The organism is Streptomyces sp. NPDC001822 (assembly GCF_042892135.1).
Taxonomy (GTDB): domain Bacteria; phylum Actinomycetota; class Actinomycetes; order Streptomycetales; family Streptomycetaceae; genus Streptomyces.
This window is the reverse complement of sequence record NZ_JBIATW010000011.1, coordinates 1-12,342: the sequence shown is the minus strand read 5'-3', so window position 1 is coordinate 12,342 and position 12,342 is coordinate 1. Positions and strand designations below refer to the sequence as shown.

The following is a 12,342-nucleotide window of genomic DNA, read 5'->3' as shown; positions in this document are numbered from 1 at the left end:
AACGCCGGATTGCTCACGTTTCGCCTGGTAAGGAGATCATTCTTCGGCCATTCATTGGCCGAAGAATGATCTCCAGCCGCACAGCGTGGTCTGCCGATGCAAGGAGCAGCGACTCCGAGGAGGCACCCCCGGCATGGACGACCTGCTGTTGGCCCTGGCAGTCCCGGCCGTGGTCCTCGCCAGTGGGGTGTACGCGGTGTGCGACTGCCGCCGCACGCGCCGGAACCCGCCCCTGCCGTACACCCGCCGGGCGGCCCGGGCCGCCGCGCACGATGTGCTGAGCAGGGCGGAGGCCGTCGTCGGCGGCGCGTACAACACCCTCGGCGGGCTCTACACCGACCCGGCGGCCCCGCACCCGGCGCAGGACACCCCGGTCGTCACCGGCCGTCGGGCCGCCGGGCCGGATCCCGGCCCCTCACGACCGGCACCCGCCCGAAGGCCGTAGCCCCCCGGGTTCCAGGGGAAACGGCCCGCCGAACACCTTCGCCCCACGGGCCTGCGGCGCCGGCACGGCCGGTCCCGGGCTGCCGTCGGCGGTGCCGTAACTCCGTCGCCGCCCCGGCCGCGCGATGACATCCTGAGCAGGTGAACGGACCAGAGATCACCCTCGAAGTGGCCACGGAACTCGGGCTCTTCGTCGCCCACGACCGCCGCCACGGACGCACAGCCGTCACCACGGACGGATCGTCCACCCTGGGACACGTGGTGGAGTCCCTCGGTGTCCCGCTCACCGAGGCCGGACAGCTGCTCGTCGACGGCCGCCCCGTGCCCACCTCGCACATCCCGGCCGCCGGCGAACTGGTCGAGGTACGGGCCGTCCAGCGCCCCCAGCAGGTGCCGGGGGCGCCGCTGCGCTTCCTGCTCGACGTGCATCTGGGCACGCTCGCACGCAGGCTGCGGCTGCTCGGTGTGGACGCCGCCTACGAGAGCGAGGACATCGGCGACCCGGCCCTGGCCGCCCTCTCCGCCGCCGAGCGGCGGGTCCTCCTCTCCCGTGACCGGGGGCTGCTGCGCCGCCGCGAGATCTGGGCGGGGGCGTACGTCTACAGCGACCGGCCCGAGGAGCAACTGCGCGACGTCCTGGGCCGCTTCGCCCCGGCACTCGCCCCCTGGACCCGCTGCACCGCATGCAACGGGGACCTCGCGGCGGCCGACAAGGACGCGGTGAGCGCCCTCCTGGAGCAGGGCACCCAGGCGTCCTACGACGTCTTCGCACAGTGCACGGCCTGCGGTCGGGTCTACTGGCGCGGTGCCCACCACTCGCGCCTGGAGGACATCGTGGCGGACGCGGTGCGCGAGTTCGGCGGCGCGGGCAGCCAGGCACCCACCGCCTGAGCCGGCGCGGAGGTCCGGGCCCGCGTCGGGCGGCGCCGGGTGCGGAAGCGCACGGGCGCACGGACCGGGACCCGGACCCGGACCTCAGAAGACGTACGCGTCGCCGGTCGAGGGGGCCAGTACCTCATGGGTGCTGTTGCGGGGATTCCGGTCGCTCGCACCGCCGTTCCACACCGTGTCCACGCGCACCACGACCTCGGCCGGCCGGCCGGTGAGGCCGAGCACGACCGTGGTGCGCCGCGCCGTGCCCGCCACGGGAAGCGCCCCGGTCCCGCACAGCACCGTCCGGCTGCCGCTGCGCAGGCAGCCCTGGGGCAGCCGCTGACCCGGGGCGAGCGGCACGGAGAATCGCAGGCGCACGGTCACGTCCTCCAGGGGCGAGGGCCCCCGGTTGCCGGTCCGGAGCAGGACCCCGAGCGTGCGGTCCTGGACGGACACATGACCGTGGTGGGAGACGTCCGCCTCCGGCGCGATCCCCTCCGGCGCGATCCCCTTCGTCGCGATCCCCTTCGGCGCGATCCCCTTCGGCGCGGGTTCCGCCACGGCGGACAGCCCCGGTCCCAGCACCACGGTCATCGCCAGCGCCGCCACGGCGGGCTTCGTCAGCAGAGCTCTACGTGTCACTCGCATGGGAGGAAGATACAGATTGGCGGCAATCATCCCTATATAAGGACCGGTTCGCCACCACTCCCCACCCGCACGGCCCACGACCGCACCCGCCTCACCCCCCGCTCCCGCCACCGGGCAGTGCGGGCCTTGGCCGCTCCCCCGCATGACACGCTGACCGCATGCTCACCGCCCGCTCCATCGCCCTCTTCGTCGTGGCCGCCCTGTTCGAAATCGGAGGGGCCTGGCTCGTGTGGCAGGGCGTACGCGAGCACCGCGGCTGGATCTGGATCGGCGCGGGAGTCCTCGCCCTCGGCGCGTACGGCTTCGTGGCCACGCTCCAGCCGGACGGCGACTTCGGCCGCATCCTGGCCGCGTACGGAGGTGTGTTCGTCGCGGGATCGATCGCCTGGGGCGTGGTGGCCGACGGATACCGCCCGGACCGCTGGGACGTGACCGGCGCGCTGGTATGCCTGGCCGGCATGGCGTTGATCATGTACGCCCCGCGCGGCCACTGACCGGGCCGCCACCCCGGGCCGCCACCGCCCCGGGCCGGAACCCCCCGCCTATCCTTTCCCCGTACCGATCAGCTTCCGAGGAGTTCGCATGGCCGCCACCCCCATCGCCGTCATCACCGGTGCGAGCAGCGGCATCGGCGCCGCGACCGCCAGGCAGCTGGCCGCCGCCGGATACCGCGTGGTGCTCACCGCCCGCCGCAAGGACCGCATCGAGGCGCTCGCCGCCGAGCTCACCGAAGCGGGCCACCAGGCGACCGCCTACTCCCTCGACGTGACGGACCGCGCCGCCGTCGACGAGTTCGCCACCGCGTTCCGTTCCCTGGCCGTCCTGGTCAACAACGCGGGCGGGGCGCTCGGTGCCGACCCCGTGGCCACCGGTGACCCGGCCGACTGGCGGCAGATGTACGAGACGAACGTCATCGGCACGCTCAACGTCACCCAGGCGCTGCTGCCCGCACTCACGGCGAGCGGCGACGGCACGGTCGTGATCCTCTCCTCGACGGCCGCGCTCGCCGCCTACGAGGGCGGTGGCGGTTACGTCGCCGCCAAGCACGGCGAGCACGTCCTGGCCGAGACCCTCCGTCTGGAGATCGTGGGCACCCCGGTCCGCGTGATCGAGGTCGCGCCCGGCATGGTCAAGACGGAGGAGTTCGCGACCACCCGCTTCCGCGGCGACGCCGAGAAGGCCGCCAAGGTCTACGCGGGCGTCGACGCGCCCCTCTCCGCCGACGACGTGGCCGACACGATCACCTGGGCCGTCACGCGCCCCAGCCACGTCAACATCGACCTCCTGGTGGTGCGCCCCCGAGCCCAGGCCTCCAACTCCAAGGTCCACCGGACCCACTGACGCGCGGGACCGGGACCGGAGGGACACGGCGGCACGAAGGAGCCCCGGACCTCGCGCGTGCGCGGAGTCCGGGGCTCACACCTGTGCCGCTCCGGGCCTCAGCCCTTCACACACACGACCTGCTTGAGCTTCGCGACGACCTCGACCAGATCGCGCTGCTGGTCGATGACCTGCTCGATCGGCTTGTACGCGGCCGGGATCTCGTCGACCACGCCGGAGTCCTTGCGGCACTCCACGCCCCGCGTCTGGTCCTCCAGGTCCTTCGTCGAGAACATCCTCTTGGCCGCGTTCCGGCTCATCCGCCGGCCCGCCCCGTGCGAGGCGGAGTTGAACGACTTCTCGTTCCCGAGCCCCTTCACGATGTACGAACCGGTCCCCATCGACCCGGGAATGATCCCGAACTCGCCGGAGCCCGCGCGAATCGCGCCCTTCCTCGTGACCAGCAGGTCCATGCCGTCGTACCGCTCCTCCGCCACGTAGTTGTGGTGGCAGGAGATCACCGGCTCGAACATCACCCGGGCCTTCCGGAATTCCTTGCGGACCACGTCCTGGAAGAGGCCCATCATGATCGAGCGGTTGTACGCGGCGTACTCCTGCGCCCAGAAGAGGTCGTTCCGGTAGGCCGCCATCTGCGGGGTGTCCGAGACGAAAACCGCCAGGTCACGGTCGACGAGGCCCTGGTTGTGCGGGAGTTTCTGGGCCTGCCCGATGTGGAAGTCGGCGAGTTCCTTGCCGATGTTCCGGGACCCGGAGTGCAGCATCAGCCACACCGATCCGGCCTCGTCGAGGCAGAACTCGATGAAATGGTTTCCGCTTCCCAGCGTCCCCATCTGCTTGGTCGCCCGCCCCTGCCGGAATTTGACGGCCTCGGCGATCCCGTCGAATCGCGACCAGAAGTCGTCCCATCCGGCGGTCGGGAAACCGTGCAGCTTTCCGGGGTCGACGGTGTCGTCGTGCATCCCCCGGCCCACCGGAATGGCCTGCTCGATCTTCGACCGCAGCCGGGAGAGGTCACCCGGCAGGTCGTTGGCGGTCAGCGACGTCTTCACCGCCGACATCCCGCAGCCGATGTCGACGCCCACCGCGGCCGGGCAGACCGCGCCGTGCATCGCGATCACCGAGCCGACGGTCGCGCCCTTGCCGAAGTGGACGTCCGGCATGACCGCGAGGCCCTTGATCCAGGGCAGGGTGGACACGTTCCGCAGCTGCCGCATCGCGACGTCCTCGACCGACGCGGGGTCCGCCCACATCCGGATCGGAACCTGCGCGCCCGGCATCTCTACATACGACATAACCCCTCGATTCCCCCGAAAAAGACTGAAAGCGCAAAACCGGTGCCGAGGTCGGCATAACGGTCGGCCGACCGGCATTCACAGCGGCGCGTGCGATAGACATTGTGTCCATCGGCCGCCATCGGGCGGCAACCCGTTTTCGTACCGAAGGGAGCCTGGGACCGTGCGACACATGGCGTACGTACCCGGCGTCGCGCTCCTCGCAGCGCTCGTCGCCGGCTGCAGCGCCGGCTCCGGCGCCGACGACCCCGCCGCCGACAGCAAGCCAGGCACCCCGCCGGTCTCGGCCGCACCTCCGGGGAAGTACCGCACCCTGCCGGAATCCTGCCGCGCCGTGCCGCGCTCCACCCTCAAGGACCTGCTGCCCGGCGCGGCGGAGCTCCCCGAGGACCAACAGGAGAAGATCTACGAGGGCACCGCCGTCGTCACCTACGACACCGACCGCAAGGTCGGCTGCCGCTGGAAGGCGGACGCCCCGGACGCCTCCCGGAATCTGTCCATCGACTTCGAGCGCGTCGTGTCCTACGACCCGGCGGTCAGCGACGACGACCGCGCCCGTGAGGTGTACGCGAAGAAGGAGGACGCCGCCGGGCTTCCCGCCTCCGGCGGCGTGACGCCCAGCGGCTCCGCGACCGGGTCCCCCAGCGGCAGCCCGTCCTCCTCCGACGGCACGTCCCCGGCCTCGCCCGACGCCACCACCGGCCAGGACGGCGACGCGGACCTCGGGCCCAGGCTGCTCGGCGGGCTCGGGGACGCGGCGTTCCTCGACGACGCGCTCACGCGGACGGGTTCCACCGCGCAGCACCGCACCGTCAGCGTGGTATTCCGCACATCGAACGTCATCGTGACCGTGAACTACACCGAGCAGCCGGCCCGCGTGACCGAGGTCCCCGACAGCCGGGAACTGCAGGAGAAGGCCCAGGCCCTGGCACGGAATCTGGCCGAGACCCTGAGCGAGTGACCGGACGCCGAACGGCTCCGGACGTGGCCCCCGCCGCGCTCCGGGGTCCTCGGCCGAAGGCGGCATCCGGTCCCGGTCCGTCGTACCGTGGCCCCCGGCCCGCCTACGACAGGACCGTCCGGGGCAGCCGGCCGCAGCAGTGACCGCCGTACCGACGCAACCGCCCGCACGACCGAGACCGCCGTGCCGTCCGAGTGAAGGAACCATGCACCGATCAGCTCCGCGACTGTCCCGCATACTCGCCTGCGCCGCCGTTCCGGTGATGCTCGTCGTCGCCGGCTGCTCGTCGGACTCCGGCGATTCGAAGGACACCGACTCGTCCACCTCTCCGAGCACGCAGCAGTCCGCGCCGTCCGTCGAGCCCGCGAAGTTCGGCTCGCTGCCCGACGCCTGCGGATCGATCAGCAGGAAGACGATCGAGGACCTGGTCCCCAAGGCCAAGAGCAAGGGCGGCACCCCGGACCGGTCCAGCGACACCGCGACCCGCGGCGGCTGCGCGTGGAACGGCCTGGACGACAAGGGCGTGAAGGGCTCGCAGTACCGCTGGCTCGACGTCTCCTTCACCCGCTTCGACTCGGACCAGTCGCTGGGCAGCGGCGCGAAGCGCGCCACCGCCGAGTACACCAAGCAGATCGCCAAGTCGCAGGCCACCGAGGGCGCGAAGAAGGTCGCCGCCAACCCCGCCACGGGCATCGGCGAGCAGGCGACCGCCGTCGTGTACACCCTCACCAAGACCAGCGAGGACTTCGAGTACGCCACGGTCGTGGCCCGTACCGCGAACGTCGTCGTCAGCGTCACCTACAACGGTGCCGGATACGCCGGCGCGAAGAAGCCCGCCGCCGCCGACATCCTCAAGGGCGCGCAGACGGCCGTCAAGGAAGCCGTGTCCAAGGTCGGCACCGACGCCGGCACCGGGAAGTCCTCCGCCACGCCGTCCGCCAAGGCGACGGGCAAGGCCACGCCGTCCGCCAAGGCGACCGCGAAGACCACGGCACCCGCCAAGGCGTCCTCGAAGACGACGGCCACGTCCAGGCCCAAGTCGTGACCTGAGAGATGTGGGGGCGCCAACTCCCCTGCACAGAGACGGCTTTACGCAGCCCGGTACCCCCGCTGGTACCGGGCTGCGGGCCCTCCCCGCGCAACAAGCCGAGCCGGCATGTGCCAGGCTGTGCCCGCGCCGGGTGCCGAAGTGGCACCGGTTCGTCGAAGTCGGGAGGGGATCGCGGATGGCCGCCATGCAGCTGACCCGCGCGCACCGCGTACTCATCGGGGTCGTCGTCGCCGGCGCCGTGCTCATCGCCGCGATCGGTTTCGCCGGCTCGTACGCCGCCGTACGCGAACTCGCGGAGGAGAAGGGCTTCGGCCAGTTCTCCCTGGTCTTCCCGATCGGCATCGACGCGGGAATCTGCGTCCTGCTCGCGCTCGACCTCCTGCTGACGTGGATGCGCATCCCCTTCCCGCTGCTGCGCCAGACCGCCTGGCTGCTCACGGCGGCGACGATCGCCTTCAACGGCGCGGCCGCGTGGCCCGACCCGCTGGGCACCGGCATGCACGCGGTGATCCCGATCCTCTTCGTCGTCGCCGTCGAGGCCGCACGGCACGCCGTGGGCCGGATCGCGGACATCACCGCCGACAAGCACATGGAGGGCGTCCGGCTCACCCGCTGGCTCCTGTCGCCCGTGCCCACCTTCAAGCTGTGGCGCCGCATGAAGCTGTGGGAGCTGCGCAGTTACGAGCAGGTCATCAAGCTCGAACAGGACCGGCTGATCTACCAGGCCCGCCTCCAGGCCCGTTTCGGCCGCAACTGGCGCCGCAAGGCGCCCATCGAGTCGATGATGCCGCTGCGCCTGGCGAAGTACGGCGTCCCGCTCGCCGACACCGCCCAGGCCGGCCTCGCCGCCGCCGGCATCGAGCCGGTCCTGCTGGCGCCCTCCCCCGCGGCCGTGGCGACCGAGCAGCACCCCCAACTGCCGTACGTCCCACAGGAGCAGGAGCCCCGCGAGCTCCAGGAGCAGGACCCCCGCGAGCAGACGGCGCCTCAGCGGGAGGCGGCGCCGCAGGAGCGGCACGACCAGCCGCAGCAGCACCCCCACGAGGGCCCCGGCTCGCACGAGAGCCCCTGGTTCGCGGCTCCCCAGGTACCCGACGACGCCTACGAGAGCGCCTACAACCCGACGTACGTCGAAGGCCTCGAACCCACCCCCGTGATGATCCCCTCGGGCCCCGGAGGCCGCACCCGCCCACTGGGCAACGTCGGCACCATCGGCGCCTTCCCGCACCCCCGCTCGGCGGAACCGCAGCAGGTGCCGCCCCAGGAGCAGCCGCGGGGCCCCGAGGATCAGCACACCCCGCAGCAGGGCCCGCCGGCCGGGCAGCAGGAGGCCGAAACGGCCGAATGGGCCGAGGCCGAGATCGAGTTCAGCGAGATCGCGTACGACGTGTTCACCGCGTACACGAACCAGCACCAGGACTACCCGAGCGCCGAGGTGCTCGACATCCACCTCTCGGACGGCCACAACGTCCGCCACCCGCGCAGCGCCGCCCTGCTCCGCAAGCTGCTGCCCGGCTTCAAGCAGCGCTTCGACAGCGAGATGGCCGCCGACCACATCGCGTAGGCCGGGAACGGGCACAGCACGACGGGCGGGCCGCTGAGCGGCCCGCCCGTTCTCACGCCAAGAACCGTTACGCCCCGAGCAGCTTCCGCACCCGGTCCGCCCCGACGGCGAGCAGCAGCGTGGGCAGGCGCGGGCCGGTGTCCCGGCTCACCAGCAGCCGGTACAGCAGCGCGAAGAACGACCGCTGGGCCACCTTGAGTTCGGGCGTCGGCTTCGCGTCCGGCTCCAGGCCCTCCAGCACCTTCGGCACGCCGTAGACGAGCGTGGTCAGCCCGTCCAGCGACCAGTGCGAGTCCAGCCCCTCCAGCAGCAGCCGCAGCGACTCGCGGCCCCGCTCGTCCAGCGACCCGAGGAGCTCCTTGTCCGCCTCGTCACGGACGACGGTGCGCGCCTCGGCCGGGACCTGGGTCGTGATCCAGTTCTCGGCGCGGTCGAGGCGGGGACGCGCCTCGTCGAGCGCGGTCAGCGGGTCGGCCGGGTCGAGCTCGCTGAGGATCCGCAGCGTCTGGTCCTCGGCACCGGCCGTGATGTCGGCGACCGAGGCAAGCGTCCGGTAGGGCAGCGGGCGCGGCGTGGCGGGGAGCGCCCCCGCGGCCGTACCGACCGCACGCGCGTACGCCGCCGCGTCGGCGGCCAGCACGGTCCCGTCGGCGACCTTGCGGGCCAGCGAGTCCCACTCGTCGTAGAGCCGCTGGATCTCCTGGTCGAATGCGATCTTGAAGGACTGGTTCGGCTTACGGCGCGCGTACAGCCAGCGCAGCAGCGGCGCCTCCATGATCTTCAGCGCGTCGGCCGGGGTCGGCACGCCGCCCTTGCTGGAGGACATCTTGGCCATGCCGGAGATCCCGACGAACGCGTACATCGGCCCGATCGGCTGGACGCCGCCGAAGATCTCGCGCACGATCTGGCCGCCGACGACGAACGAGGAGCCCGGCGAGGAGTGGTCCACGCCGCTGGGCTCGAAGATCACACCCTCGTAGGCCCAGCGCATCGGCCAGTCGACCTTCCAGACCAGCTTGCCGCGGTTGAACTCGTTCAGCCGGACCGTCTCGGCGAAGCCGCACTCCGAGCAGGTGTAGTTCAGCTCGGTGGTGTCGTCGTCGTACGAGGTGACGACCGTGAGGTCCTTCCCGCAGTTGCCGCAGTAGGGCTTGTACGGGAAGTAGCCGGCGGAGCCCGAGCCGCCGTCGTCCTCGTCCGCCGCGCCGGAGCCCTCGGCGGCCTCCAGCTCGGCCTCGTCGACCTTCTTCTGCTGCGGCTTCTTCCCGCCCTTCGCGTCCCCCGCGCCGTCCTTCTTGGTGCGGTAGCGGTCGAGGACGGCGTCGATGTCGGCGCGGTGCCTCATCGCGTGCAGGATCTGCTCGCGATACGCACCCGCCAGGTACTGCTCGGTCTGGCTGATGCCGTCGTACTCGACACCCAGCTCGTCCAGGGCGGCCGTCATGGCGGCCTTGAAGTGCTCGGCCCAGTTCGGGTACGCCGAGCCGGCCGGGGCGGGCACCGAGGTCAGCGGCTTGCCGATGTGCGCCTGCCAGGACGCGTCGACACCCTCGACGCCGTTCGGGACCTTGCGGTAGCGGTCGTAGTCGTCCCAGGAGATCAGGTGGCGCACGGTGTACCCGCGGCGGCGGATCTCGTCGGCGACCAGGTGCGGGGTCATGACCTCCCGGAGGTTGCCCAGGTGGATCGGGCCCGACGGGGACAGCCCGGACGCGACGACGACCGGTTTGCCAGGCGCACGCCGCTCCGATTCGGCGATGACATCGTCCGCGAAGCGGGAGACCCAGTCGGTCTCGGTGCTGCTCTGACTCGAAGCCACGGTCGGCACGTCCTTCTCTCGTGTAGGACTCGTAGGGGCGACCCCCATCAGGGGCACACCCATTCTCCCAGGTACCACCCGCAGCGCGAAAACGGCTTTGCACCCCGTGGGATACTGGACTGATCCTTTGTCCTCTACCGAAACGGCAGCCGTCTCATGGCTTCGGTCCCCTCTCTCGCTTCCACGCTCCAGCAGCAGCTGGCGGACGCCCTGACGGCAGCACTGCCGGAGGCCGGCACCGCGGACCCGCTGCTGCGCCGAAGCGACCGGGCCGACTTCCAGGCCAACGGGATCCTCGCGCTCGCCAAGAAGGTCAAGGGCAACCCCCGCGAGCTGGCCGACAAGGTCACGGCCTCCCTGCCGGCGGGTGAGCTGATCAAGGACATCGAGGTCTCCGGCCCCGGCTTCCTGAACATCACGCTCACCGACCGCGCGATCACCGGGACGCTCGCCGCGCGCGCCGCCGACACCGGCCGCCTCGGGGTCCCGGTGAACCCCGCCGCGGGCACGACCGTGATCGACTACGCCCAGCCCAACGTGGCCAAGGAGATGCACGTCGGCCACCTCCGGTCCGCCGTCATCGGTGACGCCATGGTCCAGATCCTGGAGTTCACCGGCGAGAACGTCGTCCGGCGCCACCACATCGGCGACTGGGGCACGCAGTTCGGCATGCTCATCCAGTACCTCTTCGAGCACCCGGGCGAGCTGGAGCACGAGGGCGGCCGGGCCGACGGCGAAGCGGCGATGTCCTCGCTGAACCGCGTCTACAAGGCCTCGCGGGCCCTGTTCGACTCCGACGAGGAGTTCAAGGCGCGTTCCCGCGACCGGGTCGTGGCGCTCCAGGCCGGCGACCCCGAGACGCTGGCGCTCTGGCAGGGCTTCGTCGACGAGTCGAAGATCTACTTCTACTCCGTCTTCAACAAGCTCGACATGGAGATCGCCGACCCCGACATCGTCGGCGAGTCCGGTTACAACGACATGCTCGAGGAGACCTGCCGGATCCTGGAGGAGACCGGCGTCGCCGTCCGCTCCGAGGGCGCGCTCTGCGTGTTCTTCGACGACGTGAAGGGCCCGGACGGCAACCCGGTCCCGCTGATCGTCAAGAAGACGAACGGCGGCTACGGCTACGCGGCCACCGACCTGTCCGCGATCCGCGACCGGGTGCAGAACCTCAAGGCCGAAACCCTGGTCTACGTCGTGGACGCCCGGCAGTCCCTGCACTTCAAGATGGTCTTCGAGACCGCCCGCCGCGCCGGCTGGCTGAACGACGACGTGAAGGCGCACCAGCTGGCCTTCGGCACGGTCCTCGGCAAGGACGGCAAGCCGTTCAAGACCCGTGAGGGCACCACAGTCCGGCTGGAGGACCTGCTGGACGAGGCGGTCGCCCGGGCCACGGCGGTCGTCCGCGAGAAGGCCGCGAACGTCGGCCTCTCCGAGGACGAGATCGTCGAGAACGGCCGGTACGTCGGAGTCGGCGCGGTGAAGTACGCCGACCTGTCCACCTCCGCCGTCCGCGACTACAAGTTCGACCTGGACCAGATGGTCTCGCTGAACGGCGACACGTCCGTCTACCTCCAGTACGCCTACGCCCGGATCCGCTCCATCATGCGGAAGAAGGGCGAGGCCGAGCCCGTCGCGCACCCCGAGCTGGAACTCGCCCCGGCCGAGCGGACGCTGGGCCTGCACCTGGACCAGTTCGGAGAGGTCCTGGCCGAGGTGGCCGAGGGATACGAGCCGCACAAGCTGGCCGCGTACCTCTACCAGCTCGCCTCGCACCTGACGACGTTCTACGCCCAGTGCCAGGTGCTCAGCCCGGACAACGCGCCCGAGGTCGTCGAGAACCGGCTGTTCCTCGTCGAGCTGACCGCCCGCACGCTGCACCAGGGCATGAAGCTGCTCGGCATCCGCACCCCCGAGCGGCTCTGAGCCTCAGGTACGCCGACGGCCCCGCACATCTCCCACGGTGTGCGGGGCCGTCGGCGCGTCCGGGCCGTCTCAGAGCCAGCGGCGGATCGGCAGGACGGCCAGTTCGCGCATTCGCTGAGCCGCTGAGCGGCGCCGCCACCTGGCGCCGTCGATCAGCACGCTGTGGTCCCGGTCCTCCTCGAAGTGTTCGTCCAGGGTCGCGGTGAAATCCGGGTCCAGCACGGCGAGCATCACTTCCTCGTCGTGGTCCAGGGAGCGGCGGTTGAAGTTCGTCGACCCGATGAGCGAGGCCACGCGGTCCACGGTGAGCGCCTTGGTGTGCATCATCGTGGGCTGGTACTGGTAGATCTTCACGCCGCAGGCGGTGAGGTCCTCGTAGTGGTGCTGTCCCGCCAGCTGGCACACCCGCTTGTCGGTGTGCGG

Annotated in this window: 12 protein-coding genes; 8 read left to right on the top strand and 4 right to left on the bottom strand. The window is 71.1% G+C overall.

Annotated features, from left to right (window positions below; translation table 11 throughout):
* The first annotated feature begins 133 nt into the window (after positions 1-133).
* Positions 134-445 (top strand): hypothetical protein, encoded by a 312-nt coding sequence (locus ACFYY2_RS23895; protein WP_388746111.1) that lies wholly within the window; start codon positions 134-136, stop codon positions 443-445.
* Positions 446-585: 140 nt separating this feature from the next.
* Complete coding sequence (locus ACFYY2_RS23890; RefSeq protein WP_388746109.1) at positions 586-1,335, top strand: Mut7-C RNAse domain-containing protein; 750 nt, start codon at positions 586-588, stop codon at positions 1,333-1,335.
* Positions 1,336-1,419: 84 nt separating this feature from the next.
* Here the strand turns inward: ACFYY2_RS23890 and ACFYY2_RS23885 are convergent, their stop codons facing one another.
* Complete coding sequence (locus tag ACFYY2_RS23885; protein ID WP_388746107.1) at positions 1,420-1,965, bottom strand: hypothetical protein; 546 nt, start codon at positions 1,963-1,965, stop codon at positions 1,420-1,422.
* A gap of 158 nt (positions 1,966-2,123) precedes the next feature.
* On the opposite strand from ACFYY2_RS23885, the gene ACFYY2_RS23880 reads away from it, so the two are divergent.
* Together ACFYY2_RS23880 and ACFYY2_RS23875 are read left to right on the top strand one after the other, a co-directional pair.
* Complete coding sequence (locus ACFYY2_RS23880; RefSeq protein ID WP_388746105.1) at positions 2,124-2,459, top strand: YnfA family protein; 336 nt, start codon at positions 2,124-2,126, stop codon at positions 2,457-2,459.
* 88 nt (positions 2,460-2,547) lie between these two features.
* The gene (locus tag ACFYY2_RS23875) at positions 2,548-3,306 is read left to right on the top strand and encodes an SDR family NAD(P)-dependent oxidoreductase (protein WP_388746103.1); all 759 of its coding nucleotides are present in this window, start codon (positions 2,548-2,550) and stop codon (positions 3,304-3,306) included.
* Between the two features lie 98 nt (positions 3,307-3,404).
* On the opposite strand, the gene ACFYY2_RS23870 is transcribed toward ACFYY2_RS23875, so the two are convergent.
* Positions 3,405-4,598 carry an RtcB family protein gene (locus tag ACFYY2_RS23870; RefSeq protein WP_388746101.1) on the bottom strand — a complete coding sequence of 398 codons (1,194 nt, stop codon included), beginning with the start codon at positions 4,596-4,598 and terminating at the stop codon, positions 3,405-3,407.
* A 172-nt stretch (positions 4,599-4,770) separates the two neighbouring features.
* Here ACFYY2_RS23870 and ACFYY2_RS23865 point away from each other — a divergent pair, with 172 nt between their 5' ends.
* The 3 genes from ACFYY2_RS23865 (at position 4,771) to ACFYY2_RS23855 (ending at position 8,174) form a co-directional block, all read left to right on the top strand.
* Complete coding sequence (locus ACFYY2_RS23865; protein WP_388746099.1) at positions 4,771-5,559, top strand: DUF3558 domain-containing protein; 789 nt, start codon at positions 4,771-4,773, stop codon at positions 5,557-5,559.
* 205 nt (positions 5,560-5,764) lie between these two features.
* Positions 5,765-6,604, top strand: coding sequence for a DUF3558 domain-containing protein (locus tag ACFYY2_RS23860; RefSeq protein WP_388746097.1), 840 nt, complete (start codon positions 5,765-5,767; stop codon positions 6,602-6,604).
* Positions 6,605-6,785: 181 nt separating this feature from the next.
* Entirely contained in the window at positions 6,786-8,174 is a 1,389-nt protein-coding gene (locus ACFYY2_RS23855; protein ID WP_388746095.1) for a DUF2637 domain-containing protein, read from the top strand.
* A gap of 67 nt (positions 8,175-8,241) precedes the next feature.
* On the opposite strand, the gene lysS is transcribed toward ACFYY2_RS23855, so the two are convergent.
* Positions 8,242-10,002 carry a lysine--tRNA ligase gene (lysS, locus tag ACFYY2_RS23850; RefSeq protein ID WP_388746093.1) on the bottom strand — a complete coding sequence of 587 codons (1,761 nt, stop codon included), beginning with the start codon at positions 10,000-10,002 and terminating at the stop codon, positions 8,242-8,244.
* A gap of 147 nt (positions 10,003-10,149) precedes the next feature.
* Between lysS and argS the strand changes: the two genes are divergently transcribed.
* Positions 10,150-11,919: an arginine--tRNA ligase gene (gene argS / locus ACFYY2_RS23845; RefSeq protein WP_388746091.1), complete on the top strand. Its 1,770-nt coding sequence runs from the start codon at positions 10,150-10,152 to the stop codon at positions 11,917-11,919.
* Positions 11,920-11,988: 69 nt separating this feature from the next.
* On the opposite strand, the gene ACFYY2_RS23840 is transcribed toward argS, so the two are convergent.
* Positions 11,989-12,342 (bottom strand): phospholipase D-like domain-containing protein (locus ACFYY2_RS23840; RefSeq protein WP_388746089.1); only part of this gene is annotated, 354 nt, incomplete at its 5' end.

Bases quoted from the DNA above. Each gene is read 5' to 3' on its own strand.
- ACFYY2_RS23895 (WP_388746111.1), top strand. From the start codon at position 134: ATGGACGACCTGCTGTTGGCCCTGGCAGTCCCGGCCGTGGTCCTCGCC.
- ACFYY2_RS23885 (WP_388746107.1), bottom strand. From the start codon at position 1,965: ATGCGAGTGACACGTAGAGCTCTGCTGACGAAGCCCGCCGTGGCGGCG.
- ACFYY2_RS23880 (WP_388746105.1), top strand. From the start codon at position 2,124: ATGCTCACCGCCCGCTCCATCGCCCTCTTCGTCGTGGCCGCCCTGTTC.
- ACFYY2_RS23875 (WP_388746103.1), top strand. From the start codon at position 2,548: ATGGCCGCCACCCCCATCGCCGTCATCACCGGTGCGAGCAGCGGCATC.
- ACFYY2_RS23870 (WP_388746101.1), bottom strand. From the start codon at position 4,598: ATGTCGTATGTAGAGATGCCGGGCGCGCAGGTTCCGATCCGGATGTGG.
- ACFYY2_RS23865 (WP_388746099.1), top strand. From the start codon at position 4,771: ATGGCGTACGTACCCGGCGTCGCGCTCCTCGCAGCGCTCGTCGCCGGC.
- ACFYY2_RS23860 (WP_388746097.1), top strand. From the start codon at position 5,765: ATGCACCGATCAGCTCCGCGACTGTCCCGCATACTCGCCTGCGCCGCC.
- ACFYY2_RS23855 (WP_388746095.1), top strand. From the start codon at position 6,786: ATGGCCGCCATGCAGCTGACCCGCGCGCACCGCGTACTCATCGGGGTC.
- argS (WP_388746091.1), top strand. From the start codon at position 10,150: ATGGCTTCGGTCCCCTCTCTCGCTTCCACGCTCCAGCAGCAGCTGGCG.